Genomic DNA, 24,774 nt, shown 5'->3' on the forward strand with positions numbered 1-24,774 from the left:
CCTCGCTACGGTCACGGGCCCGGAAGAATGTGGAATGTGCGTTTCTCATGCTATTGAGGCGATTCCGGGTGCGCACATTCGACAGGCCCGCCGTTCAGCGGATGTACGCACCACGGATCACTGCTCGCGCAGGCCCCACGGTGCGCCGTACTCGGTCAGCAGGTCGAGGAACGGGCGCGGTGGCATGGCTTCGGGCCCGAGCACCCCGCTGCCGCTCCACACCCCGCGCGCGACGAGTTCGAGGGCGGCCACCGGGTTGATCGCGGTCTGCCAGACGACGGCCTGGGAGCCGTACTCCCGCATCGACCACTGGTTGTCGACGACGTGGTAGAGGTAGACCTCGCGCGCCCGCCCGTCCTTGCGGCCCTTCACCCAGGTCCCCGCGCAGGTCTTCCCGTGCATCCGCTCGCCGAGTCCGGCCGGGTCGGGCAGACAGGCGGCGACCACGTCACGCGGCGAGACGGCGGCCCGTCCGATGTCGCTCGGTACGGACACGGGGTCGGTCCGGTCGAGTCCGAGCATGTGGAGCGTGCGGAGCACCCCGATGAACTCGTCGCCGAGCCCGTACTTGAAGGTGACCTTCCGGGCCTTCAGCCACCGCGGCACGAGCAGCACCTCCTCGTGCTCCACGTTGACGCACTCCACGGGGCCGATGCCGTCGGGGAAGTCGAAGACCTCCGGCTCGCTGAAGGGGGCCGTGGTGTACCAGCCGCGCTCCTGCTCGTAGACGACCGGTGGGTTCAGGCACTCCTCGATGGTGGTCCAGATGCTGAAGGACGGGGCGAAGTCGTAGCCGTCCACGGTCAGGTTCGCCCCGTCCCGGATGCCGATCTCGTCGATCTCGTCGAAGAGTTCGTCGGAGGCGTACCGGGCGAACACGTCGGAGAGCCCGGGCTCCACCCCCATGCCCACGAGCGCGAGCCGTCCGGCGGCCTCCCACTCCGCGGCCCGTTCGAACTGGGCGTCCCCGAGCTTGACCCCGCACTCCTCGTACGGACGGGAGGGGTGCGGCCGGGACAGGGACATGGCCATGTCGAGATAGTGCGCGCCATGTCCGAGAGCGGCCTCGAACAGGGGCATCACGAAGCGGGGGTCGGTGGCGTTGAGCAGGACGTCGCAGCGGTGCTCGTCGAGGGCCGCCGCCACCGCCGCCCGGTCCGATGCGTCCAGCCGGACGGCGCCGAACCGGTCGCCCCGCTCCCCCAGCGCCGCGACGGCGCTCTCGGCCCGTCCGAGGTCGTAGTCGGCGACCGTCATGTGGGCGAAGAACGGACGGCGGGCCGCGATCCTGGTGATCGCCGTGCCGACACCGCCCGCTCCGACCAGGAGGACACGCATGGGACACCACTCCTTCGGTCCGGCGGAGTGGGGACGCTAGCAGCCCAGGGGCACGGGGGCGCGCAACCGGCCGGGGGTGTCCGGAACACCACCGCCCGAACCGCTCAGCTCGCCGTCTCCCCGATCACCGGGCAGTGGGTGCCGGTGTAGATGGTCGGCATGCAGCGGTTGCAGTGGATGCACAGCGAACGGGTGGAGGCGTCCCCGCCTATGCGGTGCAGCAGGTCCGGCTCACGCAGCAGGGCGCGGGCCATCGCGACGAACTCGAAGCCCTCGGCCATGGCGCGGTCCATGCCCTGCCGGTCGGTGACCCCGCCGAGGAGGATCAGCGGGAGCCGGAGCGCGGCGCGGAACTGCCGGGCGGCGTCGAGCAGGTAGAGCGGCCGGTAGGGGTACGTACGGAAGAAGCGGCCGCCGACCGCGCGGATGGCGAGGCGTTGCGGGAACGGGAAGTTGGCCGCGAACGCGCGGACGGGGGCGTCGCCGCGGAAGAGGTACATCGGGTTCAGCAGGGAACTGCCCGCGGTCAGTTCGAGGGCGTCGACGCTGCCCTCCTCCTCCAGCCAGCGGGCGACCTGGAGGCTGTCGTCCAGGGTGAGCCCGCCGCGCACCCCGTCCTTCATGTTCAGCTTGGCGGTGATGGCGATCCGGTCGCCCAGCGCCTCGCGCACCGCGCGCGTGACACCGAGCGCCACGGCGGCCCGGGCACGCAGGGAGCCGCCGAAGGCGTCGGTGCGGCTGTTCAGACGGGGGCTGAGGAAGGCGCCCGCGAGGTAGTTGTGCCCGAGATGGATCTCCACCGCGTCGAACCCGGCCTCGGCCGCCAGCAGCGCCGCGTCGGCGTGGGCCCGGACGACCCGGTCGATGTCCTCGGCGGTGGCGGCCCTGTTGCGCCGCATGCTGAGGGCGTTGAATCCGGCCGTCGGCGCGAGGGAGGCCGCCTTGTTGGAACGCCCGTCGGCCACCGGCCCGGCATGCCCCAGCTGCGCACAGACGGCGGCCCCGGTCCCGTGCACCGCCGCCGTCAGCCGGCGCAGCCCCGGCAGCGCCTCGGGCCGCATCCACAGCTGACGCCGCTCGGTACGGCCCTCCGGCGACACCGCACAATAGGCGACGGTGGTCATGCCGACGCCGCCCTCGGCGGGGCGCAGGTGGTAGTCGATGAGCTCCTGGGTGACCAGCGCATCGGGGGTGACGCCCTCGAAGGTCGCGGCCTTGATCACCCGGTTGCGCAGCCGCAACGGCCCCAGCCGCCCCGGCCCCATCACATCCGGCCCACGCCCGGCCGCCTCCCCCGCACTCCCCGCCACTCCCGGTCCGTCCGCCATGGCGCGCAGCATCGCAGAGAACTGACGAATAGTCAGCAACAGGGACGACGGGGAACCGGACAGACGTGTGGCCCCTGCCCGGGTCGGTCCGGGCAGGGGCCACAGGGGTCGAACGCGCCTACAGCACCGGCAGCAGGTTCTTCAGCTCGAAGGCCGTGACCTCGCTGCGGTACTCCTCCCACTCCTGCTTCTTGTTGCGCAGGAAGAAGTCGAAGACGTGCTCGCCGAGGGTCTCGGCGACCAGTTCGCTCTTCTCCATCAGGGAGATCGCCTCGCCGAGGTTCTGCGGCAGCGGCTCGATGCCCATCGCGCGGCGTTCGGCATCCGACAGGGCCCAGACGTCGTCGTCGGCGCCGGCCGGGAGTTCGTAGCCCTCCTCGATGCCCTTGAGGCCCGCGGCGAGGAGCACCGCGTAGGTGAGGTAGGGGTTGGCGCCGGAGTCGATGGAGCGGACCTCGACGCGGGCCGAGCCGGTCTTGCCGGGCTTGTACATCGGGACGCGGATCAGCGCGGAGCGGTTGTTGTGGCCCCAGCAGATGTACGAGGGGGCCTCGCCGCCGGCGCCCGCGGCGCGGGAGGAGCCGCCCCAGATGCGCTTGTAGGAGTTGACCCACTGGTTGGTCACCGCGGAGATCTCCGCGGCGTGCTTGAGCAGGCCCGCGATGAAGGAGCGGCCGACCTTGGAGAGCTGGTACTCGGCGCCGGACTCGTAGAACGCGTTGCGGTCGCCCTCGAAGAGGGAGAGGTGGGTGTGCATGCCCGAGCCGGGGTACTCCGAGAACGGCTTCGGCATGAACGTCGCCTGCACGCCCTGCTCCAGCGCGACCTGCTTCATGACCAGGCGGAACGTCATGATGTTGTCGGCGGTCGACAGCGCGTCCGCGTACCGCAGGTCGATCTCCTGCTGGCCCGGTGCGCCCTCGTGGTGGCTGAACTCGACCGAGATGCCCATGGATTCGAGCATGGTGATCGCCTGGCGGCGGAAGTCCATGCCGACGTTCTGCGGGGTGTGGTCGAAGTAGCCGGAGCTGTCGGCCGGGGTCGGCCGGCTGCCGTCGACCGGCTTGTCCTTCAGCAGGAAGAACTCGATCTCCGGGTGGGTGTAGAAGGTGAAACCCAGGTCGGAGGTCTTGGCCAGGATGCGCTTGAGCACGTAGCGCGGGTCGGCGAAGGAGGGCGAGCCGTCCGGCATCAGGATGTCGCAGAACATCCGGGCCGTGCCGGGGGCCTCCGCGCGCCAGGGCAGGATCTGGAACGTACCCGGATCCGGCTTGGCGATCATGTCCGACTCGTACACCCGGGCGAAGCCCTCGATGGCCGAGCCGTCGAAGCCGATTCCCTCGTCAAACGCCTGTTCCAGCTCGGCAGGGGCCACGGCCACGGACTTGAGGTAACCCAGCACGTCGGTGAACCACAGCCGGACGAACCGGATGTCGCGCTCCTCGAGTGTCCTGAGGACGAATTCCTGCTGCTTGTCCATAGCCACATCCTTGCAGTTCAGACGGTCCGTGCACCACCGCCGGGGGTAGGGGAGGCACTCCAGTATCACGACCCCGGATTTCACCCAGATTACGCACCCGACGTGAGATGGAGCACTCGGCCACCCACTACGATCGTCGGCCATGGCGTGCAAGGGGTGCGGCGGCCTCGCAACTGCCCCGCGCACACCGCCTTCCCGACCCGTTCCGCCCCTCATCGACCCTTCGCAGAAGGACCCACGACATGAGCTTCGACCGCAGGACCCGCATAGAGCAGATGCGCAACGCCGACCGCGCGCGAGACCGCCGCACCCGGGTGCTGGTCATAAGCCTCAGCGCCGTCGTCGTCGCAGGTCTCGTCACCTTCGGTACGTACACGCTGCTCGACAGGTCAGAGGCCTCGGCGGACCAGAAGGCCGCGGACGCCAAGGACGCGAAGCAGTCCGGGACGGAGGAGGAGCAGCCGGCCGACGGGCCGGTCAAGGGCGAGAAGACGTGGGACGCGAAGAAGCTGACCCGCAACCACGTCACCGAGACCGTCTCGTACCCGATGAAGCCTCCGGTCGGCGGTGACCACAGCCCCGTCTGGATGAACTGCGACGGCGAGGTATACAAAAAGGCGATCCCGGACATGAACGCCGTGCACGCGCTGGAGCACGGTTCGGTGTGGGTGACCTACACGGACAAGGCCTCGGCCGCCGACGTGGACAAGCTCGCCGAGCGGGTCGCGAAGACCCCGTACTCGCTGATGAGCCCGTACAAGGACCAGGACGGCACCCTCATGCTGAGCGCCTGGGGCAAGCAGGTCACGGTCGACAGCGCCGACGACCCCAGGGTGGCGCAGTTCTTCGCGAAGTACGTGCAGGGCCCGCAGACTCCCGAGCCGGGTGCCGCGTGCACCGGCGGGCTGGCGGCTCCGTGACCGTGACGCAAGGTGGCCGGCGCGTGCGGTGGGCGGCGGGTTCCGCCGTCGCGCTCGCGGCGCTGTTCGCGGGGGCGGCGACGGTCGCCTCGGCGCGGGACGAGGGGGCGGGCCACCACACCGCCGCCCCCGCCGCGGCGACTCCGGCGTCAGCCTCCGCGGACGCCGGGTTCGCCCGGGACATGGCGGTCCACCACCAGCAGGCCGTGGAGATGTCCTTCATCGTGCGTGACCGCACGGAGAACGAGGACGTGCGCCGGCTCGCGTACGACATCGCCAACACGCAGGCCAATCAGCGGGGCATGCTGCTCGGCTGGCTGGACCTGTGGGAGCTGCCGAAGGCGGCCACCGGGCAGGAGCCGATGGCCTGGATGGCCGGCGGCGGGCACGAGGGCCACGACATGGCCGGGATGCCGGGCATGGACGGGGGCGGTTACCGAGCCCATGACGGGGCCCTCATGCCCGGCATGGCGACCCGGACCGAACTCGCGGCACTGCGCCGGGCGAGTGGCAGGCAGGCAGAGATCCTCTACCTCCAGCTGATGACCGACCACCACAAGGGCGGTGTCGACATGGCCCGCGGCTGCGCGGAGCTGTGCACCGTGAAGGTGGAGAAGCGGCTGGCCCGGGGCATGGTCGAGGCCCAGCGGTCCGAGCTGGACGTGATGGCCGGGATGCTGGCGGAACGCGGGTCCGCGCCGCGGTCCTGACACCCGTACGCCGCTTTGCGCCGGAAGGTTCCCTTTCCTCGCAGATACACCCGAATGGGTGATAGCGGTCGCGTACTCCGAACGGGCCCATGACGATGGGTTCGCTCGGGGTCTTACGGCAGTGCCCATCGGCACGCAGGAGGAGTCCCCATGACCACCGCCAAGGACATCATGCACACCGGCGCCACCTGGATCCCGGCACACGAGACCCTCGACCGCGCCGCCCAGATGATGCGCGACCACAAGGTGGGCGCGCTGCCCATCTCCGAGAACGGCGATCAGGACCGGATGATCGGCATCCTCACGGACCGCGACATCGTGGTCGGCTGCGTGGCCATGGGCCGGGATCCGTCGAAGACGACCGCCGGCGACCTCGCCCAGGGCACGCCGCGGTGGATCGACGCGGAGGCCGGTGTGGAGGCGGTGCTGGAGGAGATGCAGAGCCACCAGATCCGGCGGCTGCCGGTGGTCGAGAACAAGAAGCTGATCGGCATGATCAGCGAGGCCGATCTGGCCCAGCACCTCTCCGACGACCAGATCGCCGGCTGGGCGGAGAAGGTCTACTCCCGAAGCTGACCGCGCACCGCCGGTGCGACCGGTACGACGGCCCGTCCTCCCGCCGCGCGCGGGGTGACGGGCCATCGCCGTTCATATACCCGGTGGGGGTAGGGTGGCCGGCATGTCCGGGACGAGGAGTGCGACCTGCGGGCGGCTGCTGCTGTTCGCCGCGCTGCTCTTCGGGATCTTCACCATGCACACCGTCGGGCACCCGGCGGAGCACACCGGTCCGGTTCCATCGGTGCGGATGTCGCACCCGATGGCCGGGACGACGGCCGACGGGGCGCACACCGCCGCGGACCGCCTCCCGGCGGTGGCCGCGGGGCACGGGCATCCCGCGCCGGCCCACGGCATGGATCCGATGTCCGTCTGCCTGGCCGTGCTGGGCAGCTGGGGGCTCGCCCTGCTCACCACGCTGCTGGTGGCACGCCGGTCCGCCGCCGGGTCCCCCGGATCCGCCGCCGCCCGCGCACCGCGGATGCCGCGGCCCCCTCCCCCGCCCAGACCTCGCAAGGCCGTCCTCACCGGTCTGTCGGTGCTGCGGATATAGGCGGGCGTTCAGCGCCCCCCGTCCGTCCTCAGCACACCGACACATCCTTGAGGTGCACTCAGTCATGCCCGCACAGCACACCCGACGCGCCGTGCTCGGCGCTTCCCTCGCCGTTGCCGGTACGGGAGTTCTCGCCGCCTGCGCAGGCCGCGGCGACACCCCGGACCACTCCGCCATGAACCACGGCGCCCCCTCCGGCACCGCCGCCCCCGAGGGGTACGTCTCCCCCGGCGGCCCCGAGGTCGCGGCGGCCGAGAAGCGGCGGGGCGCCGGCCCCGAGCGCAAGGTCGCCCTGACCGCCACCGCGTCCCGGCTCGACCTGGGCGGCGGGCGCACCGTCAGCTCCTGGGCTTACGGGGACCGGCTTCCCGGACAGGAGATCCGGGTCACCGCGGGCGACACGCTCGCCCTCACCCTCGCCAACCACCTGCCGCAGGCGACCTCCCTGCACTGGCACGGGCTCGCCCTGCGCAACGACATGGACGGGGTGCCGGGACTGACCCAGCGCGCCGTCGAGCCGGGCGCCGGCTTCGCCTACCGGTTCGCGGTGCCGGACCCCGGCACGTACTGGGTGCACCCGCACTCGGGCGTCCAGCTGGACCGCGGCCTGTACGCGCCGCTGATCGTGGAGGACCCGAAGGAGCCCCTGAGTTACGACAAGGAGTGGGTCGTCGTCCTCGACGACTGGCTCGACGGGGTGGACGGCTCAACCCCCGACGCGGTGCTCAGGGAGCTCACCGGCGGCAGCGGCCACAGCGGGCACGCCATGCCCGCGCCGTCCTCGTCCGGCGACGGCGGCCCGTCCCGCATGCTGATGGGCGCCACCAGCGAACTGCTGGGCGGCGACGCGGGCGACGTCGGCTATCCGTACTACCTGGTCAACGGCCGTACGCCCCAGGACCCCAGCGCTTTCACGGCCCGGCCGGGCGACCGGATCCGGCTGCGGATCATCAACGCGGGCGGCGACACCGCCTTCCGCATCGCGCTCGGCGGCCACCGGATGACGGTGACGCACACCGACGGCTTCCCCGTCCGGCACACCGCGACGGACGCCCTGCTGCTGGGGATGGGCGAGCGGTACGACGTGCTGGTCACCGCCGGCGACGGGGTGTTCCCGCTGACTGCGCTGGCCGAGGGCAAGGACGCCACCGCGCTGGCCCTGCTGCGGACCGGGAGCGGCGCGGCACCCGGCGCGGCTGTGCGGCCGAAGGAACTGGACGGTGAGCTGGTGACGGCTGACCGGCTGGTCCCGGACCGGTCCGTGGCGCTGTCCGGCCGCACGCCCGACCGGACGGTGCGGATCAGGCTGACCGGTTCCATGGCGGCGTACGACTGGGCCTTCGACGGGAAGCCGTACACCGCCGACCAGCGCCATCCGGTGCAGGCCGGTGAGCGGGTCAGGATCGAGTTCCGGAACACGACCGCGATGTGGCATCCCGTCCATCTGCACGGGCACACCTTCGCGCTGGCGGGCAGCGCGTCCGGGGCCCGCAAGGACACCGCGATCGTGCTGCCCCGGCAGACGCTCACGGTCGACCTCGACGCGGACAACCCGGGCCTGTGGATGCTGCACTGCCACAACCTGTACCACGCGGAGGCGGGCATGATGACGGTCCTCGGCTACCGCCGCTGACCGTCCGCCCGGCGGGCCCGGAAGGGTGCCGGAGATCCTGACCGGGCTCGCGGCAGAGATCTCCGGCACCCTCCCAGCACTTTTCGCGCGGGCCCGCCAGGACATCGCGTCAGTCAGACGATTACACTGGGCGGCGTGCCTCAACTACGCCTCGCACTGAATCAGATCGACTCGACCGTCGGCGATCTCGCCGGGAACAGCGAGTCGATCGTCCACTGGACCCGGCACGCCGCCGAACAGGGCGCCCATCTGGTGGCGTTCCCCGAGATGGTGCTGACCGGTTACCCCGTCGAGGACCTGGCCCTGCGGTCGTCCTTCGTCGAGGCGTCGCGGGACGCGCTGCGTGCGCTCGCCGCCCGCCTGGACGCGGAGGGCTTCGGGGACATCCCGGTCGTCGTCGGTTACCTCGACCGTTCCGAGTTCCCCGCGCCCCGCTACGGCCAGCCCGCCGGGTCCCCGCGGAACGCCGCCGCGGTGCTGCACCGCGGGCAGATCGCGCTGAACTTCGCCAAGCACCACCTGCCCAACTACGGCGTCTTCGACGAGTTCCGGTACTTCGTGCCCGGCGACTCGATGCCCGTCGTGCGGGTGCACGGCGTGGATGTGGCGCTCGCGATCTGCGAGGACCTCTGGCAGGACGGCGGCCGGGTTCCGGCCGCGCGCGCCGCCGGAGCGGGTCTGCTGCTGTCGGTCAACGCCTCGCCGTACGAGCGGGACAAGGACGACACCCGCCTCGAACTGGTCCGCAAGCGGGCCCAGGAGGCCGGCTGCACGACCGCGTACCTCGCGATGATCGGCGGCCAGGACGAGCTGGTCTTCGACGGGGACTCGATCGTCGTCGACAAGCAGGGCGAGGTCATCGCCCGTGCACCGCAGTTCGCCGAGGGCAGCGTGATCCTGGACCTCGACCTGCCGGCCGCCTCGCCCGAGGCGCCGGCGGGCGTGGTGAACGACGGGCTGCGGATCGACCACGTGGTCCTCTCCGAGAAGCCGCTGCCGCCGTACGAGGCGGAGCTGGCCGGAGGGTACGCGGACCGGCTCGACGACGACGAGGAGCTGTACTCGGCGCTCGTGGTGGGCCTGCGGGCGTACGCGGCGAAGAACGGCTTCAGCAGTGTGCTGATCGGGCTCTCCGGCGGGATCGACTCCGCGCTGGTCGCGGCCATCGCCTGCGACGCGCTCGGCGCACCGAACGTGTACGGCATCTCGATGCCGTCGAAGTACTCCTCGGACCACTCCAAGGGCGACGCGGCCGAGCTGGCGCGGCGTACCGGGCTGAACTTCCGGACCGTACCGATCGAGCCGATGTTCGACGCGTACATGGGGTCGCTGGGGCTCACCGGTCTCGCCGAGGAGAACCTGCAGTCGCGGCTGCGCGGCACGATGCTGATGGCCGTGTCCAACCAGGAGGGCCAGATCGTCCTGGCGCCGGGCAACAAGTCGGAGCTGGCGGTCGGTTACTCGACGCTGTACGGCGACTCCGTCGGCGCGTACGGGCCGATCAAGGACGTCTACAAGACGTCGGTCTTCCGGCTGGCGAAGTGGCGCAACCGGGCCGCCGAGGAGCGCGGGCAGACCCCGCCGATCCCGGAGGCGTCCATCACCAAGCCGCCCAGCGCCGAGCTGCGGCCGGGGCAGGTCGACACGGACTCGCTGCCCGACTACGACGTGCTGGACCGGATCCTGGAGATGTACGTCGACCGGGACCAGGGGCTGCACGCGATCGTCGCGGCCGGGTTCGACGAGGCGCTGGTGGCGAAGACGCTGCGGATGGTGGACACCGCGGAGTACAAGCGGCGGCAGTACCCGCCGGGGACGAAGATCTCGCCCAAGGGCTTCGGGAAGGACCGGCGGCTGCCGATCACGAACCGGTGGCGCGAGTCCGGCTGACGCCGGGGGGCGGTGTATGGCCGCGGGCCCGTCCGGCCGAGGGTTTGTCCTCAATCGCCGGACGGGCTTGATTTGCAGGGCGTGGGCTCGGTTCTGCCGGGGCGTGGGCCCGATGCGGCCCGGTCAGTGGGCGTCCGCCGCGGACTTCCGCGGGGCGGGTTCGGACGCCCGGGCCACCACCCTCGACGGGGTGCGCTCCCGGTCCAGGACGCCCGCCGTGACCGCGACCGCGAGTCCCGCCACGGCCAGGACCGCGCCGACCAGGGCCGGGGAGGTCCAGCCCCAGCCTGCCGCGATGGCCACACCGCCCAGCCACGCACCGCCCGCGTTGGCCAGGTTGAACGCGGAGTGGTTGGAGGCGGACGCCAGGGTCGGGGCGTCCTTCGCCTTGTTCATGACGAGCATCTGCAGCGGCGTGGTCGTCATGAAGCCGACCCCGCCCAGCAGCACCACCATCACCAGAGCGGCCCACTGCACATGGGCGGCGAACGGGAAGACGGCCAGGATCACGGCGAGCGCGCCCAGTGACCCGTACAGCGTGGGGCGCAGCGCCCGGTCCGTGAGCGGGCCCGCGGCGAGTGCGCCGAGGGTCATGCCGATCCCGAAGAGCGCCAGCACCAGGGTGACGGAGGACTCCCCGAAGCCCATCGCCTCGGTCGTCATCGCCGAGAGGTAGGAGTACACGGCGAAGACCCCGGCGAAGCCGAAGACCGCGGTCAGGAGTCCGAGGAGGACCTGGCGGTTGCCGAGGGCGCGCAGTTCGTGGCGCACGTTCTGGTGGGCCTCGACGGGGATCGGGGGGACGAGGCGGGCGAGCGCGGCCATCGCGCACAGCCCGATGACCGCGACCACGAGGAACGTGGCCCGCCAGCCGAGGTGCTGGCCGAGCAGCGTGGCGGCCGGGACTCCGACGATGTTGGCGACGGTCAGGCCGAGGAACATCGTCGCCACGGCGCGCGCCTGGCGCCCCTCGGCGACCAGCCGGGCGGCGACGACGGCCCCGACGCCGAAGAACGCGCCGTGCGGCAGCCCGGCGAGCAGCCGTCCGGCGAGCAGCCAGCCGAAGCCGGGGGCCAGCGCGGAGGCGAGGTTGCCGACGGTGAAGAGCGCCATCAGCAGCAGGAGCATCCGTTTCCGCGGGAGCCGGGAGCCGACGGCGGTGAGCAGCGGGGCGCCGAGCACCACGCCGATCGCGTACGCCGAGACGAGGTAGCCCGCGGTGGGGACGGAGGTGCCCAGATCGTCCGCGACGTTGGGCAGCAGGCCCATCATCACGAATTCCGTAGTACCGATGCCGAAGGCGCTCACCGCGAGTGCGAGCAGTGCCAGTGGCATGAAGAGAGACCTTTCCGAAGTGGGCCCCGTGCGCTCCGGCCCGGCGGGCCTTCGGGAGCGGGAGGGCAGGAGGGAACGCGGCCGTACGCGCGCCGGCGCGGGCCGGCCGGGGCCGGATCGCACGGCGGCGGACCGGCTTCTTCGCCGGCGGCCTTGTTCCCGATCGGAACAAATTCTCTCAGACGAAGTGCGCCCGGAGGTAAACGGACCGTTTCGTCAGAGTTTGACGCGGGCGGCGATCGGAAGATGGTCGCTGTCCGTGGCCGGGAGCGTCCAGGACGACATGGGCTCGACGCCCTTCACCATGATCTGGTCGATCCGGGCCATCGGGAACGACGCCGGCCAGCTGAACCCGAAGCCGTCACCGGCCGCGCCCTGGGTGGAGCGCATCTGGGAGGTGACCGCGTTGAGCGAGCGGTCGTTCATGGTGCCGTTGAGGTCGCCGAGCAGAGCGACCCGCTCCAGCGGCTCGTCGGAGATGGCCTCGCCGAGGGCGTCCGCGCTCTGGTCCCGCTGGCTGGCGGTGAATCCGGCGTGCAGCTTGACCCGTACCGAGGGCAGATGCGCGACGTAGAAGGCGATCGGTCCCTCGGGCGTGGTGACGGTGGTCCGCATGGCGCGGACCCAGCCCATCTTGATGTCCACCGGGCGGGTGTCGCTGATCGGGTACTTGCTCCACAGTCCGACGGTCCCCTGCACCGAGTGGTACGGGAAGCGGTCGGCGAGCGCCGATTCGTACCGGGCCACCTGGCCGCCGGGGAGCTCCTGGAGCGCGATGACGTCGGCCCCGGAGCCGGCGACCTGCTGGGCGGTGCCGGCCGGGTCGGGGTTGTCCGCGTTGACGTTGTGGGTGGCGATGGTGAGGTCGCCGCCGCTGCCCGACTTGTCGTTGAGCAGCAGCCCGCCGAAGAGGTTGAACCAGACCACGACCGGCAGCAGCAGGGCGATCAGCGCGGTCGCCGAGCGGCGCACCAGGCCCAGGACCAGCAGCAGCGGGACGAAGACGGCGCACCACGGCAGGAACGTCTCGGTGAGGCTGCCCAGGTTGCCGATGGTGTTCGGGATCTGCGCGTGCAGGAGCATCACGAGGGTCAGCACGAGCGAGCAGCCGGCCAGGACGATGCCGCGCCGCCAGATGCCCCGGTCCCGGGTGAGTCTGTCGCGCAGGTCCTGGAAACGGGAGCCGGAGCGCTGCGGTTCCGCGCCGCCGTTTCCGGTGTCCGTCCTGTACGCCTGAACCATCGCGCTGTCCTCACTGCCTTGCCGTACACATCGCCGCGCCTCACGACCCTAGGCGATGGGCGATGCCTTTCCGGCCGTCGGCGACGACCGTACTGCCACGAGGACGACCCGGACGGTACGGCGGGTTCCGGCCAGGGGTGGTTCGGGGGTGCTTGTGACAGAACGATCACATCCGACCGGGCCCGGGCGCGTCAGCCGCGGCCGGTGCCCTCACCGGGCGGTGCGGCGCCGTGGCGGGGCCCGAGGCCCTCGACCAGCAGGCGGACGATGCGGTCGGCGAGGTCCTCGGGCAGCGGCGCGTCCGGCCGGTGGATGGTGCGTACGAGCATGGGGCCGAGGAACAGGTCGTCCATCAGCTCCACGTCCGTGTCGCCCCGCAGTTCCCCCGCCGTGACGGCCCGGCCGACGGCGGCGAGCATCGCGGCCCTGCGGGGTGCGATCACGGTGCACTGGTACTCGGCCCACAGCCGGGGGTGGCTCTTCATCTGCGCGAAGACGTTGTGCAGCAGGACCGAGGAGCGCTGGGCGAGACCGCGGGTGCGCATCGACTCCAGCAGGACCCGCAGGTCACCGAGGCCGCCGGTGCCGGAGACCTCGGGTTCCGGGGGCTCGATGTCGCGCAGGACGTCGACGAAGAGCTCCTCCTTGTCGGCCCAGCGGCGGTAGATGGTGGCCTTGCCGACCCCGGCGGTACGGGCGATCCGCTCGATGGAGAGGCCGGCGAGGGGTTCGCCGGCCTCCAGGAGTGCGACGACGGCGTCCAGGATGGCCCGCTCGGCCGCCGCGCTGCGCGGGCGGCCGCGGCGGGGCTCCGAATCGTCGCCGGGGCGGGGTTCCTGGTCCCGGTCGCCGGGGACCCGGGGGTCCCGCTCCCGGCCGTCGCGGGCCCCCCGGTCCTGCTCGCCGGGGGCCCGGCCGTCCCGGTCCGGTGCCTGAGCCTGCACGTGAAACCACCTTTCGCCGCCCCCGATTCTCGCCGACGCGGGCGACGCCCGCCGCCGGCCGTGTGCGGCTGCCGGTCTCAGCGCGCGGCACGCGCGGGAACCGCCTCCTCCTCCTGGGCGGGCGGCTGCCCGGCGGGCGGCCTGCCCGGCAGGAACAGCGCGACCACGATCGCTCCGACGAGGGCGACGCACGCCGAGCCGATCGCCGTGACGTGCATGGCGCTCAGGAAGGCGTCGTGCGCGGCGGCGACCAGCGGGGTGCCGGCCGGGCCCATCTTCTCCGCGACACCGAGTGTCGCCTCGATCGACTCCCCGGCCACGTCCCTGGCCGCGGCCGGGACCGCGTCGAGGTGACCCTCGATGTCGCCGCGGTAGACGGTGGACAGCACCGAGCCGAGGACGGCGATCCCGAGGGCGCCGCCGACCTGCCGGAACGTGTTGTTGACGGCCGAGCCGGAGCCGGCCTTCTCGCGGGGCAGCGCCTGCATCACGGCGACGGTGACGGGCGGCATCACATGGGCCATGCCCGTGCCCTGGACGAAGAAGACCACGCACATCACCCAGACCGGGGTGGTGGCGTCGAACAGGACGAACGCGGCCAGTCCGCCGGCGACCAGCAGCATGCCGACGGTGCACACGGCACGGGCGCCGAATCGCTCGACGACGAGCCGGGCGCGCGGGGCGAAGATCATCTGCGCGATGGCCAGCGGCAGGATCAGCAGCCCGGACTGCAGGGCGCTCCAGCCGCGCACGCTCTGCATGTAGAAGGCGGAGAAGAAGGTCACGCCCATGAGGGCGAAGAAGACCAGCGCGATGGCGGCGACGGCGGCGGAGAAGGCCGGCTTGCGGAAGTACGAGACGTCGATGGCCGGGCTGCTGCTGCGCTTCTCGTGCAGGACGAAGACGACGAGGACGGCCAGGCCGCCGATGACCGGCAGCAGCACGGAGGCGTCGGTGAAGTCGGCGAGCTCGCCGCCGCGGATGATGCCGTACACCAGCAGCACCAGGCCGATGATGGAGAGCACCACGCCGACCGGGTCGAGCCGGCCCGGCTTCGGGTCCCTGGAGTCCGGTACGAGGATCACCATCGCGATCAGCGCGACGACCACGACGGGCACGTTGACCAGGAAGATCGAGCCCCACCAGAAGTGTTCCAGGAGCAGTCCGCCGGTGATCGGGCCGATCGCGATGCCGAGGCCGACGCTGCCGGCCCAGATGCCGATGGCCTTGGGCTGCTCGTCGCGTTCGAAGACGTTCATCAGGACGGCGAGGGTGGCCGGCATCACGAAGGCGGCCCCGAAGCCCATCACGGCGCGCCAGGTGATGAGTTCACCGGGCGATCCCGACATGGCGGCGAGGGCGGAGCCCAGGCCGAACAGGACGATGCCGAAGAGCAGGACCTTCTTGCGGCCGATGCGGTCGCCGAGCAGGCCCGCGGTGAAGAGCAGTCCGGCGAAGACGAGGGTGTAGGAGTTGATGGCCCACTCCAGCTCGCTCTGGGTGGCTCCCAGACCGGTGGGCGAGGGCGAGGCGATCGTCTTGACCGCGACATTCAGGATCGAGTTGTCGAGCACCACGATGAGCAGGCTGAACATCAGAACAGCGAGGATCGCCCAGCGGCGGCGGTGGACCGCCTCGGGGACCTGGGGCACGGCGACGGGAGCGCCGGACGGTATGGACATGCCGAGAGCCTAACGCCATTTCGATACGAGACCGTCTCGTATTGGAAAGTCTTTACCGGGCCTGTACGGCACCCGGTGCCAGGCCGGTGCGCGGGCCCACTTCCCGTGAACGGCTCCGGGATGCCACCATGGAAGCGATCCGGGGACGCCGTCAGGGCGCCTCGAGATGACGAAGGAGCCGTTGGCAATGTCGCTTCAGGCTGCGCACAACCAGTCCGCCACACCCCCCGCGGGAGCCCCGTCCGACAGCAGCAAGGCGCTGTACGGAGGAAAGAGCAACCGCCGGGTCACCGTCCACGACATCGCCGCCGCCACCGAGCGCGGCGAGAAGTGGCCCATGCTCACCGCCTACGACGCGATGACCGCGTCCGTCTTCGACGAGGCCGGCATCCCGGTCATGCTCGTCGGCGACTCCATGGGCAACTGTCACCTCGGCTACGAGACCACCGTGCCCGTCACGATGGACGAGATCGCCATCCTGTCCGCCGCCGTCGTCCGGGGCACCCGGCGTGCCCTGATCGTCGCCGACCTGCCCTTCGGCTCCTACCAGGAGAGCCCCGTCCAGGCCCTGCGCAACGCCACCCGGCTGATCAAGGAGTCCGGCGTCGGCGCGGTCAAGCTGGAGGGCGGCGAGCGCAGCCACGAGCAGATCAGGCTCCTGGTCGACGCCGGCATCCCGGTCATGGCGCACATCGGCCTGACCCCGCAGTCCGTCAACGCGATGGGCTACCGGGTGCAGGGCCGCGGCGAGGAGGCCGCCCAGCAGATGCTGCGCGACGCCAAGGCCGTGCAGGACGCGGGCGCGTTCGCCGTCGTCCTGGAGCTCGTACCGGCCGAACTGGCCGCCGAGGTCACCCGCACCCTGCACATCCCGACCATCGGCATCGGCGCCGGTCCGGACACCGACGCCCAGGTGCTGGTCTACACCGATATGGTCGGTCTGACCGGCGGCAAGGTGCCGCGCTTCACCAAGCAGTACGCCAATCTGCGCCAGGTCCTGGGCGACGCGGCGAAGGCATACGCGGACGAGGTCGTCGGCGGCACCTTCCCGGCGCCGGAGCACACCTTCCACTAGTGCCGTGAGGGGCACCAGGCCCTGAGGTCGCACGGCCCGACGACCACTGCCGCACCACCGACAGCCCGCCGACTTCCCCCATCGGCGGGCTGTCGCACTGCTGTCGGCGGACTGTCGGCGGGTTGTCGGTGGCGCCTGGTCTGATGGTGGACATGACGCGAATCGACAAGAACCCCAGCAGCGGCGGCAACGCCGTCGAGGTACGGGGGCTGGTCAAGCACTACGGCTCGACCAAAGCTCTGGACGGCGTGGACCTCGATGTGCGCGAGGGCACCGTCCTCGGCGTGCTCGGCCCCAACGGCGCCGGCAAGACCACCCTCGTCCGCTGCCTGTCCACCCTGATCCAGCCGGACGCCGGACACGCGATCGTGGCGGGCTACGACGTGGTGAAGCAGCCCCGCGCGCTGCGCCGCACCATCGGCCTGACCGGCCAGTACGCCTCGGTCGACGAGAAGCTCTCCGGCTGGGAGAACCTCTACATGATCGGGCGGCTGCTCGATCTCCCCCGCAAGAAGGCCCGTTCGCGCGCCGACGAACTGCTGGAGCGCTTCTCGCTCACCGACGCGGCGAGGAAGGCCGCGATGGAGTACTCCGGCGGCATGCGGCGCCGGCTCGACCTGGCCGCCTCCATGATCGGCAGCCCGGCCGTCCTGTACCTGGACGAACCGACGACGGGGCTCGACCCCCGTACCCGTAACGAGGTCTGGGACGAGGTGCAGCGCATGGTCGCGGAGGGGGCGACCGTGCTGCTCACCACCCAGTACATGGAAGAGGCCGAACAGCTCGCCAACGAGCTCACCGTCATCGACCAGGGCAGGATCATCGCCCGCGGCGGTGTCGACGAGCTGAAGGCCAAGGTCGGCGGCCGCACCCTGCAGATCCGCCCCGCCGACCCGGCGGACCTGGCCCCGATGGCGCAGGCGCTGCGGGAGACCGGTCTCGACGGCGTCGCGGGCGCCCAGGCGGTTCCGGACGAGGGGCTGCTGTTCGTCCCGATCCTCAGCGACGAGCAGCTCACCGCCGTCATCGGCCTGCTCGGCACCCGGGGCTTCGCACTGGCGCACGTCGCCACCGCACTGCCCAGCCTGGACGAGGTGTTCCTCGCCATCACCGGCGACAAGGCCCACGTCACCGACACGACTCCCCAGGAGGTCGCGGCATGAGCACCACGACTCTGACGCCCACCCCCACCAGTACCGCCCCGTCCGCCCCGGCCGGGAAGATCCACGACGAGGGCCGGATCGGACTGCGGAACAACCTGCGCCACATCGGGGCGCTGGTGCGGCGCAACCTGCTCCAGATCAAGAAGGATCCGGAGTCGATGTTCGACGCGCTCCTGATGCCGGTCATCTTCACGCTGCTGTTCGTCTACGTCTTCGGCGGCTCGGTCGGCGGCAGCATGGGCGGCGGCCGGCAGGAGTACCTGAACTACCTGATCCCCGGTCTGATGGCGATGATGGGCATGAACATCGCCATGGCGGTCGGCTCCGGCGTCAACGACGACTTCCGCAAGGGCGTCATGGACCGGTTCCGCACGATGCCGATCGCCCGTTCCTCGGTGCTCATCGCGAAGATCGTGGTCGAGCTCGGCCGCATGATGGTCGCCACGCTCATCCTGCTGGGCATGGGCTTCGCCCTCGGCATGGAGCTCCAGGAGTCGGTGCTGGGCCTGATCGGGGCGATCGCCCTGTCGGCCGCCTTCGGCGCCGCCATCATGTGGATCTTCATCCTGCTCGGACTGACGCTGAAGACCTCTCAGGCTGTCCAGGGAATGGGGATGCTCGTGCTGATGCCTCTCCAGTTCGGCTCCTCGATCTTCGCCCCGACGAAGACGATGCCCGGCTGGCTCCAGACCTTCACCGACTACAACCCGCTGTCCAACCTGGCCGACGCCGCGCGCGCCCTGATGATGGGCGGGCCGCTGGCCCACTCGGTCTGGGTGACGCTCGGCTGGACCGTGGTCATCACCGCGGTGACGGCACCGCTCGCGGTGGCCAAGTTCCGCAAGAAGTCCTGACCGGACGGTCAGTCCCGGTACGCGTCGACGAGGGCGGCGGCCTCCTCCAGGGAGAGGCCGCCGCCCTCGGCGTACGCCGCCTCGTAGCCGGTGTCTCCGAGCACGGCACGGGCCAGCTCCTCGGCACGGGCGAAGTTCTCCCGTTCCATGGACGTCAGGAAGTGCCCCTCGGGCAGCAGCTCCCGGCCGGCGGCCAGCAGCCGCGCGGCGACGGCCGCCCCGCGCTCCTCGCCGAGCCCGCCCAGCGCCCAGGCCAGGGTGACCAGATGGATCACGGCCATCTGCGGCGCCACCATCTGCGTCAGCGGGTCGCCCAGGCGGGCCAGCGCCTGCCTGCCCTGCGCCAGCGCGCCGGCGTACTCACCGTCCTGGTTGTCCAGCCAGGCCAGACCGCCGATCACGAAGCCCTCGAAGATCGCCATCGTCTGGGACTTGAACTCGTCGAGCAGCACCGCGAACTGCTCGCGCGCCTCGGCGGTACGGCCGCTGCGGCCCAGCCACATGGCCAGGAAGAGCCGCGCCGCCGGTCTCGCCTCGTGCCCCGTGTGCCGCCCGTCGGCGAGCACCTCGCGCAGGATCTCCTCACCCTCCGGACCGCGGCCGAGCTCGGTGAGCACGGCGGCGTACCGGGTGCGGAGCACCGACACCTGGGCCAGGGCGCCGAGCTTCTCCGCGTAGCCGATCGCGGCCTGGTAGTCCTCGGCCGCGCGGGGGTAGTCGCCCGTCTTCTCGTTCGCCTCGCCGCGGGAGGAGAGCGCCTCGGCCATCCCCCAGTCGTCGCCGAGACGGTCGAAGATCTCCAGGCTCTCGTCGGCGTCCACATGGGCCGCGCCCGCCCAGTCGGGGCGGTTGGCCAGCACGTTGGCACGCATCTGGAGTGCCGCGGCGAGTTCCCACTCGAAGGCGAACTCCCTTGCGGCGCGGACCGTTTCGTCCAGGAGGTGACGCAGGTCCTGCACGCCTCCGGTGAGCATGACGGCGAAGAACCACAGCGATGCGGGGCTCCGGCAGGTCTGCGGCTGGCCGGCCCGGTAGGTCGCGGCGATCCCCCGCAGCCGCTCCATGCTGGCCTCGTTCGTCCACTCGTCCATCGCGTGGTCCATGCTGACCAGCTGGACCAGCGCCACCTGGCGCCTGGCCTCCTGGAGCAGTTCGGGTCCCATCGGCGGGGGCGCGTCGGTGCAGCGCTCGTGGATCGAGGGCGCGGGCCGCACGGGCGTGGCGAACGGGTCGGGCCCGAGGGCCGCGGTGGCGTCCGCCCAGTGCAGCGCGTCGCTGCGCAGATTGCGGATCTGCCAGTACCAGGACAGCGAGATCACCATGCACAGCGCCTCCTGCTCGTCGCGGGCGGCGACGGCGTGCCGCAGCGCGGTGCGCAGGTTCTCGTACTCCCGGCGCAGGAGCTCGATGGCGGCCCGCTGTCCCGGGCCGCGGAGCAACGGGTCGGTGGTACGGGCCAGTTCCCGGAAGTACACCTGGTGGCGGCGCTCGACGTCCTCCCGCTCCCCGGACTCCTCCAGCCGCTGCGCCGCGTACTCGCCGACGGTCTCCAGCAGCCGGTAGCGCATCGCGCCGTCCGCTGTCGGTGCGGCCACGACCAGGGACTTGTCGACGAGGGAGCCGAGCAGCCCGGCGACCTCGTGCGCCTGCTCCGGTCCGTAGGCGCAGACCGCCTCGGCCGCTTCGAGGGTGCAGCCGCCGGCGAAGACGGAGAGCCTGCGCAGGGTGCTGCGCTCCTCCTCGGCGAGGAGGTCCCAGGACCAGTCGACGACGGCCCGCAGGGTCTGCTGGCGCGGGAGCACGGTGCGGCTGCCGTTGGTCAGCAGCCGGAACCGGTCGTCGAGCCGCTCGGCGATCTGGTGCGGGGTGAGCATCCGCAGCCGGGCGGCGGCGAGTTCGATGGCGAGCGGCAGGCCGTCCAGCCGGCGGCAGATCTCGGCGGTGGCCACCGCGGTCGCCCCGTCGGCGTCGACCCGGAAGCCGGGCAGGGCGGCGGCGCCGCGCTCGGCCAGCAGGCGCAGGGCCGTCGGGGCGGGCAGCGGCTCGACGGGCCGGACGAACTCGCCGGGCACACCGAGGGGTTCGCGACTGGTGGCGAGGACGGTGAGACCCGGGCAACGGGCCAGCAGGTGGTCGGCTAGGGCGGCGGCGGCCCCGATCAGATGCTCGCAGTTGTCCAGGAGCAGCAGCATGCGGCGGCGGGAGCAGTACTCGGTGAGGCGGGCGAGCGGTTCGCCGGCGCCCCGTTCGGCGGCCCGGAGCTCCTCGGCGCCGGCGCCGCGCAGCACGGTCTCCCGGGCACCGAGTGCCCCGAGCACCGCCTCCGGCACCGCGTCGGGATCGTCGACGGGCGCGAGCTCGGCCAGCCAGACCCCGTCCGGCCACACCGCCGGGTCGACGGACTCGGCGGCCTCCTGGGAGAGCCGGGTCTTCCCGGCCCCGCCCGGCCCGAGCAGGGTGACCAGCCGGGCCCGGGAGAGGTCGCCGCGCAGCGCGTCGATGTCGCTCTCGCGTCCGACGAAGCTGGTGAGCCTGGCCCGGAGGTTGCCCTGGCGGACGACGGGGGCGGGAGCGACGGGGGCCGGCCGCGGGGCGGTGCGGGGCGGTTCCTGGCGGAGCAGTTCGGCGTGCAGCGCGCTGAGCGCGGGCCCGGGATCGGTGCCGAGGCGGTCGGCGAGGACGGTGCGCACCTCGTCGTACGCGGCCAGGGCCTGGGCGGTGCGTCCCGCGTCGCGCAGGGCCCGCAGCCGCAGTGCCTGGAGGGGTTCGTCGAGGGGGTGCTCGCCGCAGAGCGCGGCCAGCTCCGGCAGCACCTCGTCGGCCCGGCCGAGCGCGAGCGCCGCGGTGATCCTGGCCCGGCGGGCGTCGAGCCGGCGGGCCGTCCAGCGCGTCGCGACGGTGTGGCGGTCGGGGAGGTCGGCGAGGACCGGTCCGCGCCACAGGCCCAGCGCGTCGTCGAGGACGCTCAGGGCCTTGGCCGGATCGCCCGCCTCCAGCGCCCGGGTCCCCTCCCCCGCGAGCCGCTCGAACCGGTACAGGTCGATGCTGTCCGGTTCGGCGGCCAGCCGGTAGCCGCTGTCCGCCGACGCGACCTCGGCATGGCCGAGTATCCGCCGCAGCCGGCCCACGAGGGCCTGCAGGGCGCCCGGCGCGTCGGCGGGCGGCTCCCCGTCCCACACCTCGTCGACGAGCACCGCGACGGGCACCGTCCGGCCGGGGCGCAGGGCGAGCACGGCGAGCAGGGCGCGCAACCGCGCCCCGCCGATGGCGACGGCCGTGCCGTCGTCGCGGAGTGCCTGGGTGGTACCGAGGATGCCGTAGCGCACGCGCCCATTGTCCGTGACGGGGGCCGTGCCCCGCACCGGCGCCCGGCCGGTCCCGTCCGTCCCGTTCCCCGCCCTGTCGCTCATCCCCCCACCCTTCACGGAACCACCGGCCGGATGCGAGACGTTTGCCCCGTGTCGCCTGTACGGTCGGGGCTCGCCGCCCGCCCGCTCCCGCCCTTCCCGAAGCCACCAGGAGCCCGCCGATGACCACCGCAACAGCCCGCAGCGACCGGCGGATCAGCCCGGTGTTCCTCGGCATCGCCGCCGTGACGGCGGTGTCCGGCTGGGCGGTGTGGACGGGCTTCGCCGAGCAGCCGGGCTTCGCCACGTTCCTCTTCGTCACGGCGGCCTGGGTCGTCTCGCTCTGTCTCCACGAGTACGCCCACGCCAGGACGGCGCTGCACAGCGGCGACATCTCCATCGGCGCCAAGGGATACCTGACCCTCAACCCGCTGAAGTACACCCATGCGCTGCTGAGCATCGTGCTGCCCGTGCTGTTCGTGATCATGGGCGGTATCGGGCTGCCGGGTGGCGCGGTCTTCATCGAGCGGGGCCGGATCCGCGGCCGCTGGAGGCACAGCCTGATCTCTGCGGCGGGGCCCCTCACCAACGTCCTGTTCGCGCTCGTGTGCACCGCGCCGTTCTGGCTGGACGCGCTGGACGGCGTCCCGGTCGCCTTCCGGTACGCCCTGGCCTTCCTGGCGCTGCTCCAGGTGACGGCCGCGATCCTGAACTCGGTGCCGGTGCCGGGGCTCGACGGTTACGGGGTGATCGAGCCGTGGCTCTCGCACTCGGTCCGGCGCGCGGTGGAGCCGATCGCACCGTTCGGGCTGATCGCGGTCTTCGCCCTGCTGTGGGTCCCCGAGGTGCACGCGGCGTTCTTCGACGCGATCGACGCGCTGCTGCGGTCGCTGGGCGTCAGCGAGTTCGAGACGTACTGCGGTCTCGACGCCTACCGCTTCTGGCAGACGGCGAACCCGGTGTGTGCGATGAACGGGTAGCTCTAGGCGCTCCGCGCGGGCCGGGCGGCGCGCTGACGGCGTACGTAGTACCAGGCCATGTTGGACGAGAGCCCGACCAGCAGCACCCAGACGATCCCGATGAGCCAGCTGCCCTGCACGAAGGAGATCACGGCGGCCGCGACGGCGAGGACGCAGACGGCGATGGCGTAGAGAGCGAGGCGGGGCATGGGGGTGGCTCCTGTCGGGGGGTGGTGCGCGGTCCCGTCCAGTGTCCCCCATGCCTCCGGCCGCTCCGAGCAGGGTGCCGCGCCGGCTCAGACGTCGGTGGTGCGCAGTCCGGCGTGTGCCTTGTAGCGGCGGTTGACGGAGATCAGGTTGGCGACGAGCGACTCGACCTGGTGGGCGTTGCGGAGCCGGCCCGCGAAGATGCCGCGCATCCCGGGGATGCGGCCGGCCAGGGCCTGGACGGTGTCGGTGTCGGCGCGGGCCTCGCCCAGCACCAGGACGTCGGTGTCGATCTCCTCGATCGTCTCGTCCTGGAGCAGCACGGCCGAGAGGTGGTGGAAGGCGGCGGTGACGCGGGACTCCGGGAGCAGGGCGGCGGCCTGCTCGGCGGCGCTGCCCTCCTCGGGCTTCAGGGCGTAGGCGCCCTTCTTGTCGAAGCCGAGCGGGTTGACGCAGTCGATGACGAGCTTGCCGGCGAGCTCGTCGCGCAGGGACTCCAGGGTCTTGGCGTGCCCGTCCCACGGCACGGCCACGATCACGACGTCGCTGTCGCGCGCGCACGCGGCGTTGTCGGCCCCCCGGACGCCGTGGCCCAGCTCGTCGGCGGCGGCCTGCGCCCGGTCGGCCGCACGGGATCCGATGATCACGTCCTGGCCCGCGCGGGCGAACCGGTAGGCGAGTCCGCGGCCCTGCGGGCCGGTGCCGCCGAGCACACCGATGGTCAGACCGGACACGTCGGGGAGGTCCCAGGAGTCCTTGGCAGGGGGCTTGGGCGCGCTGCCGCTGTCATTCGTAGTCATGGCCCCGACACTACTGCCAGGTACGGGGAGCGGGGGCGGTCTCTCCCGGCCGGTGGGACGGGTCGCCCCATGGGTCCCGTTCGGGTGGTTCCGCCGGCGTTCGCCGGTGCCGGGGACGGGGTTGGTGCATGATGCCGGGCCATGGATGCCGTACGTGTGGCGCTGCTGCGTGAGGTGCTGGCCGGGACCCAGTGGCCGGCGGCCACCCGCCGGTTCGCGGGGGCACTGCGCTCGTCCGTCGTGCCGCACGGCGGGGGGCTGCTGCTGGTGGGGACCGAGGCGTACGAGCCGTGGCACCTGGCGGCCCATCTGGTCGACGAGTCCACCTGGTCGGGGCTGCCCGAGCTGACGCCGACGCTGGTACGCCACCGGGTGGAGCCGGGCGACCCGGCGCACCTGGCCGTGGGGCTCGGCCGGATCGAGACGGCCGGGCGGGGCGAGACGCTGCTCGTGGTGGTGCCGGAGCGGCCGGGCGAGGGGCTGCTGGAGCGGGTGCACGACGCCCGCCGGGCGGGGGCGACGGTGCTCTCGCTGGACAACGGCGATCCGGAGGTGCGGGGGCTCGCCCACGAGGCCCTGTCCGTGACGGGCGGCGACGACGTGGACCTGGACACCGTCCAGCACCTGGTCAGCGCGGCGGCCGGGGAGAACAGCGCGCCCGTGCCGCGCGGCCGGCTGCGCTTCCGGGACCGGCTGTCCCGGCTCGCCGACCAGCTGACCGCGCCGCCCCCGCCGCGGTGGTAGCGGGGCGGGCCCCGC

General features: G+C 72.1%; 21 protein-coding genes. 11 read left to right on the forward strand and 10 right to left on the reverse strand.

Features of this window, described 5'->3' with window-relative positions; translation table 11 throughout:
* Positions 1 to 117: 117 nt before the first annotated feature.
* The 3 genes from OG408_RS11570 to glnA all read right to left on the reverse strand — a co-directional run bounded on the left by OG408_RS11570 (position 118) and on the right by glnA (position 4,146).
* Entirely contained in the window at positions 118 to 1,338 is a 1,221-nt protein-coding gene (locus tag OG408_RS11570; RefSeq protein ID WP_326669702.1) for a saccharopine dehydrogenase family protein, read from the reverse strand.
* A 104-nt stretch (positions 1,339 to 1,442) separates the two neighbouring features.
* On the reverse strand, positions 1,443 to 2,666 hold the full coding sequence (locus OG408_RS11575; RefSeq protein ID WP_326669704.1) for an NADH:flavin oxidoreductase: 1,224 nt from the start codon (positions 2,664 to 2,666) through the stop codon (positions 1,443 to 1,445).
* Positions 2,667 to 2,784: 118 nt separating this feature from the next.
* Entirely contained in the window at positions 2,785 to 4,146 is a 1,362-nt protein-coding gene (gene glnA, locus OG408_RS11580; RefSeq protein WP_266778016.1) for a type I glutamate--ammonia ligase, read from the reverse strand.
* Positions 4,147 to 4,388: 242 nt separating this feature from the next.
* Between glnA and OG408_RS11585 the strand changes: the two genes are divergently transcribed.
* The 6 genes from OG408_RS11585 (at position 4,389) to OG408_RS11610 (ending at position 10,407) form a co-directional block, all read left to right on the forward strand.
* Entirely contained in the window at positions 4,389 to 5,066 is a 678-nt protein-coding gene (locus tag OG408_RS11585) for a DUF3105 domain-containing protein (protein ID WP_266778018.1), read from the forward strand.
* 23 nt (positions 5,067 to 5,089) lie between these two features.
* The gene (locus tag OG408_RS11590; RefSeq protein WP_405402928.1) at positions 5,090 to 5,776 is read left to right on the forward strand and encodes a DUF305 domain-containing protein; all 687 of its coding nucleotides are present in this window, start codon (positions 5,090 to 5,092) and stop codon (positions 5,774 to 5,776) included.
* Between the two features lie 150 nt (positions 5,777 to 5,926).
* Positions 5,927 to 6,352, forward strand: a complete 426-nt coding sequence (locus tag OG408_RS11595) for a CBS domain-containing protein (protein ID WP_266778020.1) — start codon at positions 5,927 to 5,929, stop codon at positions 6,350 to 6,352.
* A gap of 103 nt (positions 6,353 to 6,455) precedes the next feature.
* Positions 6,456 to 6,884: a DUF6153 family protein gene (locus OG408_RS11600; protein WP_266778022.1), complete on the forward strand. Its 429-nt coding sequence runs from the start codon at positions 6,456 to 6,458 to the stop codon at positions 6,882 to 6,884.
* A gap of 64 nt (positions 6,885 to 6,948) precedes the next feature.
* A complete protein-coding gene (locus OG408_RS11605) occupies positions 6,949 to 8,517 on the forward strand; it encodes a multicopper oxidase family protein (protein ID WP_326669707.1) in 1,569 nt (522 codons plus the stop codon).
* 135 nt (positions 8,518 to 8,652) lie between these two features.
* Positions 8,653 to 10,407 carry an NAD+ synthase gene (locus OG408_RS11610; protein WP_326669709.1) on the forward strand — a complete coding sequence of 585 codons (1,755 nt, stop codon included), beginning with the start codon at positions 8,653 to 8,655 and terminating at the stop codon, positions 10,405 to 10,407.
* A 123-nt stretch (positions 10,408 to 10,530) separates the two neighbouring features.
* Here OG408_RS11610 and OG408_RS11615 read toward each other — a convergent pair whose 3' ends face one another.
* The 4 genes from OG408_RS11615 to OG408_RS11630 all read right to left on the reverse strand — a co-directional run bounded on the left by OG408_RS11615 (position 10,531) and on the right by OG408_RS11630 (position 15,610).
* The gene (locus OG408_RS11615) at positions 10,531 to 11,742 is read right to left on the reverse strand and encodes an MFS transporter (RefSeq protein WP_285565192.1); all 1,212 of its coding nucleotides are present in this window, start codon (positions 11,740 to 11,742) and stop codon (positions 10,531 to 10,533) included.
* A 216-nt stretch (positions 11,743 to 11,958) separates the two neighbouring features.
* Complete coding sequence (locus OG408_RS11620; RefSeq protein ID WP_266778030.1) at positions 11,959 to 12,984, reverse strand: endonuclease/exonuclease/phosphatase family protein; 1,026 nt, start codon at positions 12,982 to 12,984, stop codon at positions 11,959 to 11,961.
* A gap of 191 nt (positions 12,985 to 13,175) precedes the next feature.
* Positions 13,176 to 13,928, reverse strand: a complete 753-nt coding sequence (locus OG408_RS11625) for a TetR/AcrR family transcriptional regulator (RefSeq protein WP_326669713.1) — start codon at positions 13,926 to 13,928, stop codon at positions 13,176 to 13,178.
* 77 nt (positions 13,929 to 14,005) lie between these two features.
* Positions 14,006 to 15,610, reverse strand: a complete 1,605-nt coding sequence (locus OG408_RS11630) for an MFS transporter (RefSeq protein WP_326669717.1) — start codon at positions 15,608 to 15,610, stop codon at positions 14,006 to 14,008.
* 187 nt (positions 15,611 to 15,797) lie between these two features.
* Here OG408_RS11630 and panB point away from each other — a divergent pair, with 187 nt between their 5' ends.
* From panB to OG408_RS11645, 3 genes are all read left to right on the forward strand, one after another.
* Positions 15,798 to 16,685, forward strand: a complete 888-nt coding sequence (panB, locus tag OG408_RS11635) for a 3-methyl-2-oxobutanoate hydroxymethyltransferase (RefSeq protein WP_266778036.1) — start codon at positions 15,798 to 15,800, stop codon at positions 16,683 to 16,685.
* Positions 16,686 to 16,828: 143 nt separating this feature from the next.
* The gene (locus OG408_RS11640) at positions 16,829 to 17,848 is read left to right on the forward strand and encodes an ATP-binding cassette domain-containing protein (protein ID WP_266786101.1); all 1,020 of its coding nucleotides are present in this window, start codon (positions 16,829 to 16,831) and stop codon (positions 17,846 to 17,848) included.
* Positions 17,845 to 18,702 carry an ABC transporter permease gene (locus tag OG408_RS11645; protein ID WP_266778038.1) on the forward strand — a complete coding sequence of 286 codons (858 nt, stop codon included), beginning with the start codon at positions 17,845 to 17,847 and terminating at the stop codon, positions 18,700 to 18,702. Before OG408_RS11640 ends, OG408_RS11645 begins: the two co-directional genes overlap by 4 nt.
* An 8-nt stretch (positions 18,703 to 18,710) precedes the next feature.
* Here the strand turns inward: OG408_RS11645 and OG408_RS11650 are convergent, their stop codons facing one another.
* On the reverse strand, positions 18,711 to 22,028 hold the full coding sequence (locus tag OG408_RS11650; RefSeq protein WP_266778040.1) for an ATP-binding protein: 3,318 nt from the start codon (positions 22,026 to 22,028) through the stop codon (positions 18,711 to 18,713).
* Positions 22,029 to 22,231: 203 nt separating this feature from the next.
* Here OG408_RS11650 and OG408_RS11655 point away from each other — a divergent pair, with 203 nt between their 5' ends.
* Positions 22,232 to 23,029 carry a site-2 protease family protein gene (locus OG408_RS11655; RefSeq protein WP_266778042.1) on the forward strand — a complete coding sequence of 266 codons (798 nt, stop codon included), beginning with the start codon at positions 22,232 to 22,234 and terminating at the stop codon, positions 23,027 to 23,029.
* Between the two features lie 2 nt (positions 23,030 to 23,031).
* On the opposite strand, the gene OG408_RS11660 is transcribed toward OG408_RS11655, so the two are convergent.
* Together OG408_RS11660 and npdG are read right to left on the reverse strand one after the other, a co-directional pair.
* The gene (locus OG408_RS11660; protein WP_266778044.1) at positions 23,032 to 23,217 is read right to left on the reverse strand and encodes a hypothetical protein; all 186 of its coding nucleotides are present in this window, start codon (positions 23,215 to 23,217) and stop codon (positions 23,032 to 23,034) included.
* 87 nt (positions 23,218 to 23,304) lie between these two features.
* Entirely contained in the window at positions 23,305 to 24,015 is a 711-nt protein-coding gene (gene npdG / locus OG408_RS11665; RefSeq protein ID WP_326669722.1) for an NADPH-dependent F420 reductase, read from the reverse strand.
* Positions 24,016 to 24,156: 141 nt separating this feature from the next.
* Here npdG and OG408_RS11670 point away from each other — a divergent pair, with 141 nt between their 5' ends.
* Positions 24,157 to 24,759, forward strand: a complete 603-nt coding sequence (locus OG408_RS11670) for a hypothetical protein (protein ID WP_285565195.1) — start codon at positions 24,157 to 24,159, stop codon at positions 24,757 to 24,759.
* Positions 24,760 to 24,774: the final 15 nt, after the last annotated feature.

The sequence above is a fragment of the Streptomyces sp. NBC_01257 genome (genome assembly GCF_035917255.1).
Lineage (GTDB): Bacteria > Actinomycetota > Actinomycetes > Streptomycetales > Streptomycetaceae > Streptomyces.

Coding starts and splice junctions, on each gene's coding strand:
- npdG (WP_326669722.1), bottom strand. CDS start 24,015: ATGACTACGAATGACAGCGGCAGCGCGCCCAAGCCCCCTGCCAAGGAC.
- OG408_RS11605 (WP_326669707.1), top strand. CDS start 6,949: ATGCCCGCACAGCACACCCGACGCGCCGTGCTCGGCGCTTCCCTCGCC.
- OG408_RS11640 (WP_266786101.1), top strand. CDS start 16,829: ATGGTGGACATGACGCGAATCGACAAGAACCCCAGCAGCGGCGGCAAC.
- OG408_RS11585 (WP_266778018.1), top strand. CDS start 4,389: ATGAGCTTCGACCGCAGGACCCGCATAGAGCAGATGCGCAACGCCGAC.
- OG408_RS11600 (WP_266778022.1), top strand. CDS start 6,456: ATGTCCGGGACGAGGAGTGCGACCTGCGGGCGGCTGCTGCTGTTCGCC.
- OG408_RS11660 (WP_266778044.1), bottom strand. CDS start 23,217: ATGCCCCGCCTCGCTCTCTACGCCATCGCCGTCTGCGTCCTCGCCGTC.
- panB (WP_266778036.1), top strand. CDS start 15,798: ATGTCGCTTCAGGCTGCGCACAACCAGTCCGCCACACCCCCCGCGGGA.
- OG408_RS11615 (WP_285565192.1), bottom strand. CDS start 11,742: ATGCCACTGGCACTGCTCGCACTCGCGGTGAGCGCCTTCGGCATCGGT.
- OG408_RS11630 (WP_326669717.1), bottom strand. CDS start 15,610: ATGTCCATACCGTCCGGCGCTCCCGTCGCCGTGCCCCAGGTCCCCGAG.
- glnA (WP_266778016.1), bottom strand. CDS start 4,146: ATGGACAAGCAGCAGGAATTCGTCCTCAGGACACTCGAGGAGCGCGAC.
- OG408_RS11595 (WP_266778020.1), top strand. CDS start 5,927: ATGACCACCGCCAAGGACATCATGCACACCGGCGCCACCTGGATCCCG.
- OG408_RS11620 (WP_266778030.1), bottom strand. CDS start 12,984: ATGGTTCAGGCGTACAGGACGGACACCGGAAACGGCGGCGCGGAACCG.
- OG408_RS11670 (WP_285565195.1), top strand. CDS start 24,157: ATGGATGCCGTACGTGTGGCGCTGCTGCGTGAGGTGCTGGCCGGGACC.
- OG408_RS11655 (WP_266778042.1), top strand. CDS start 22,232: ATGACCACCGCAACAGCCCGCAGCGACCGGCGGATCAGCCCGGTGTTC.
- OG408_RS11570 (WP_326669702.1), bottom strand. CDS start 1,338: ATGCGTGTCCTCCTGGTCGGAGCGGGCGGTGTCGGCACGGCGATCACC.
- OG408_RS11575 (WP_326669704.1), bottom strand. CDS start 2,666: ATGGCGGACGGACCGGGAGTGGCGGGGAGTGCGGGGGAGGCGGCCGGG.
- OG408_RS11645 (WP_266778038.1), top strand. CDS start 17,845: ATGAGCACCACGACTCTGACGCCCACCCCCACCAGTACCGCCCCGTCC.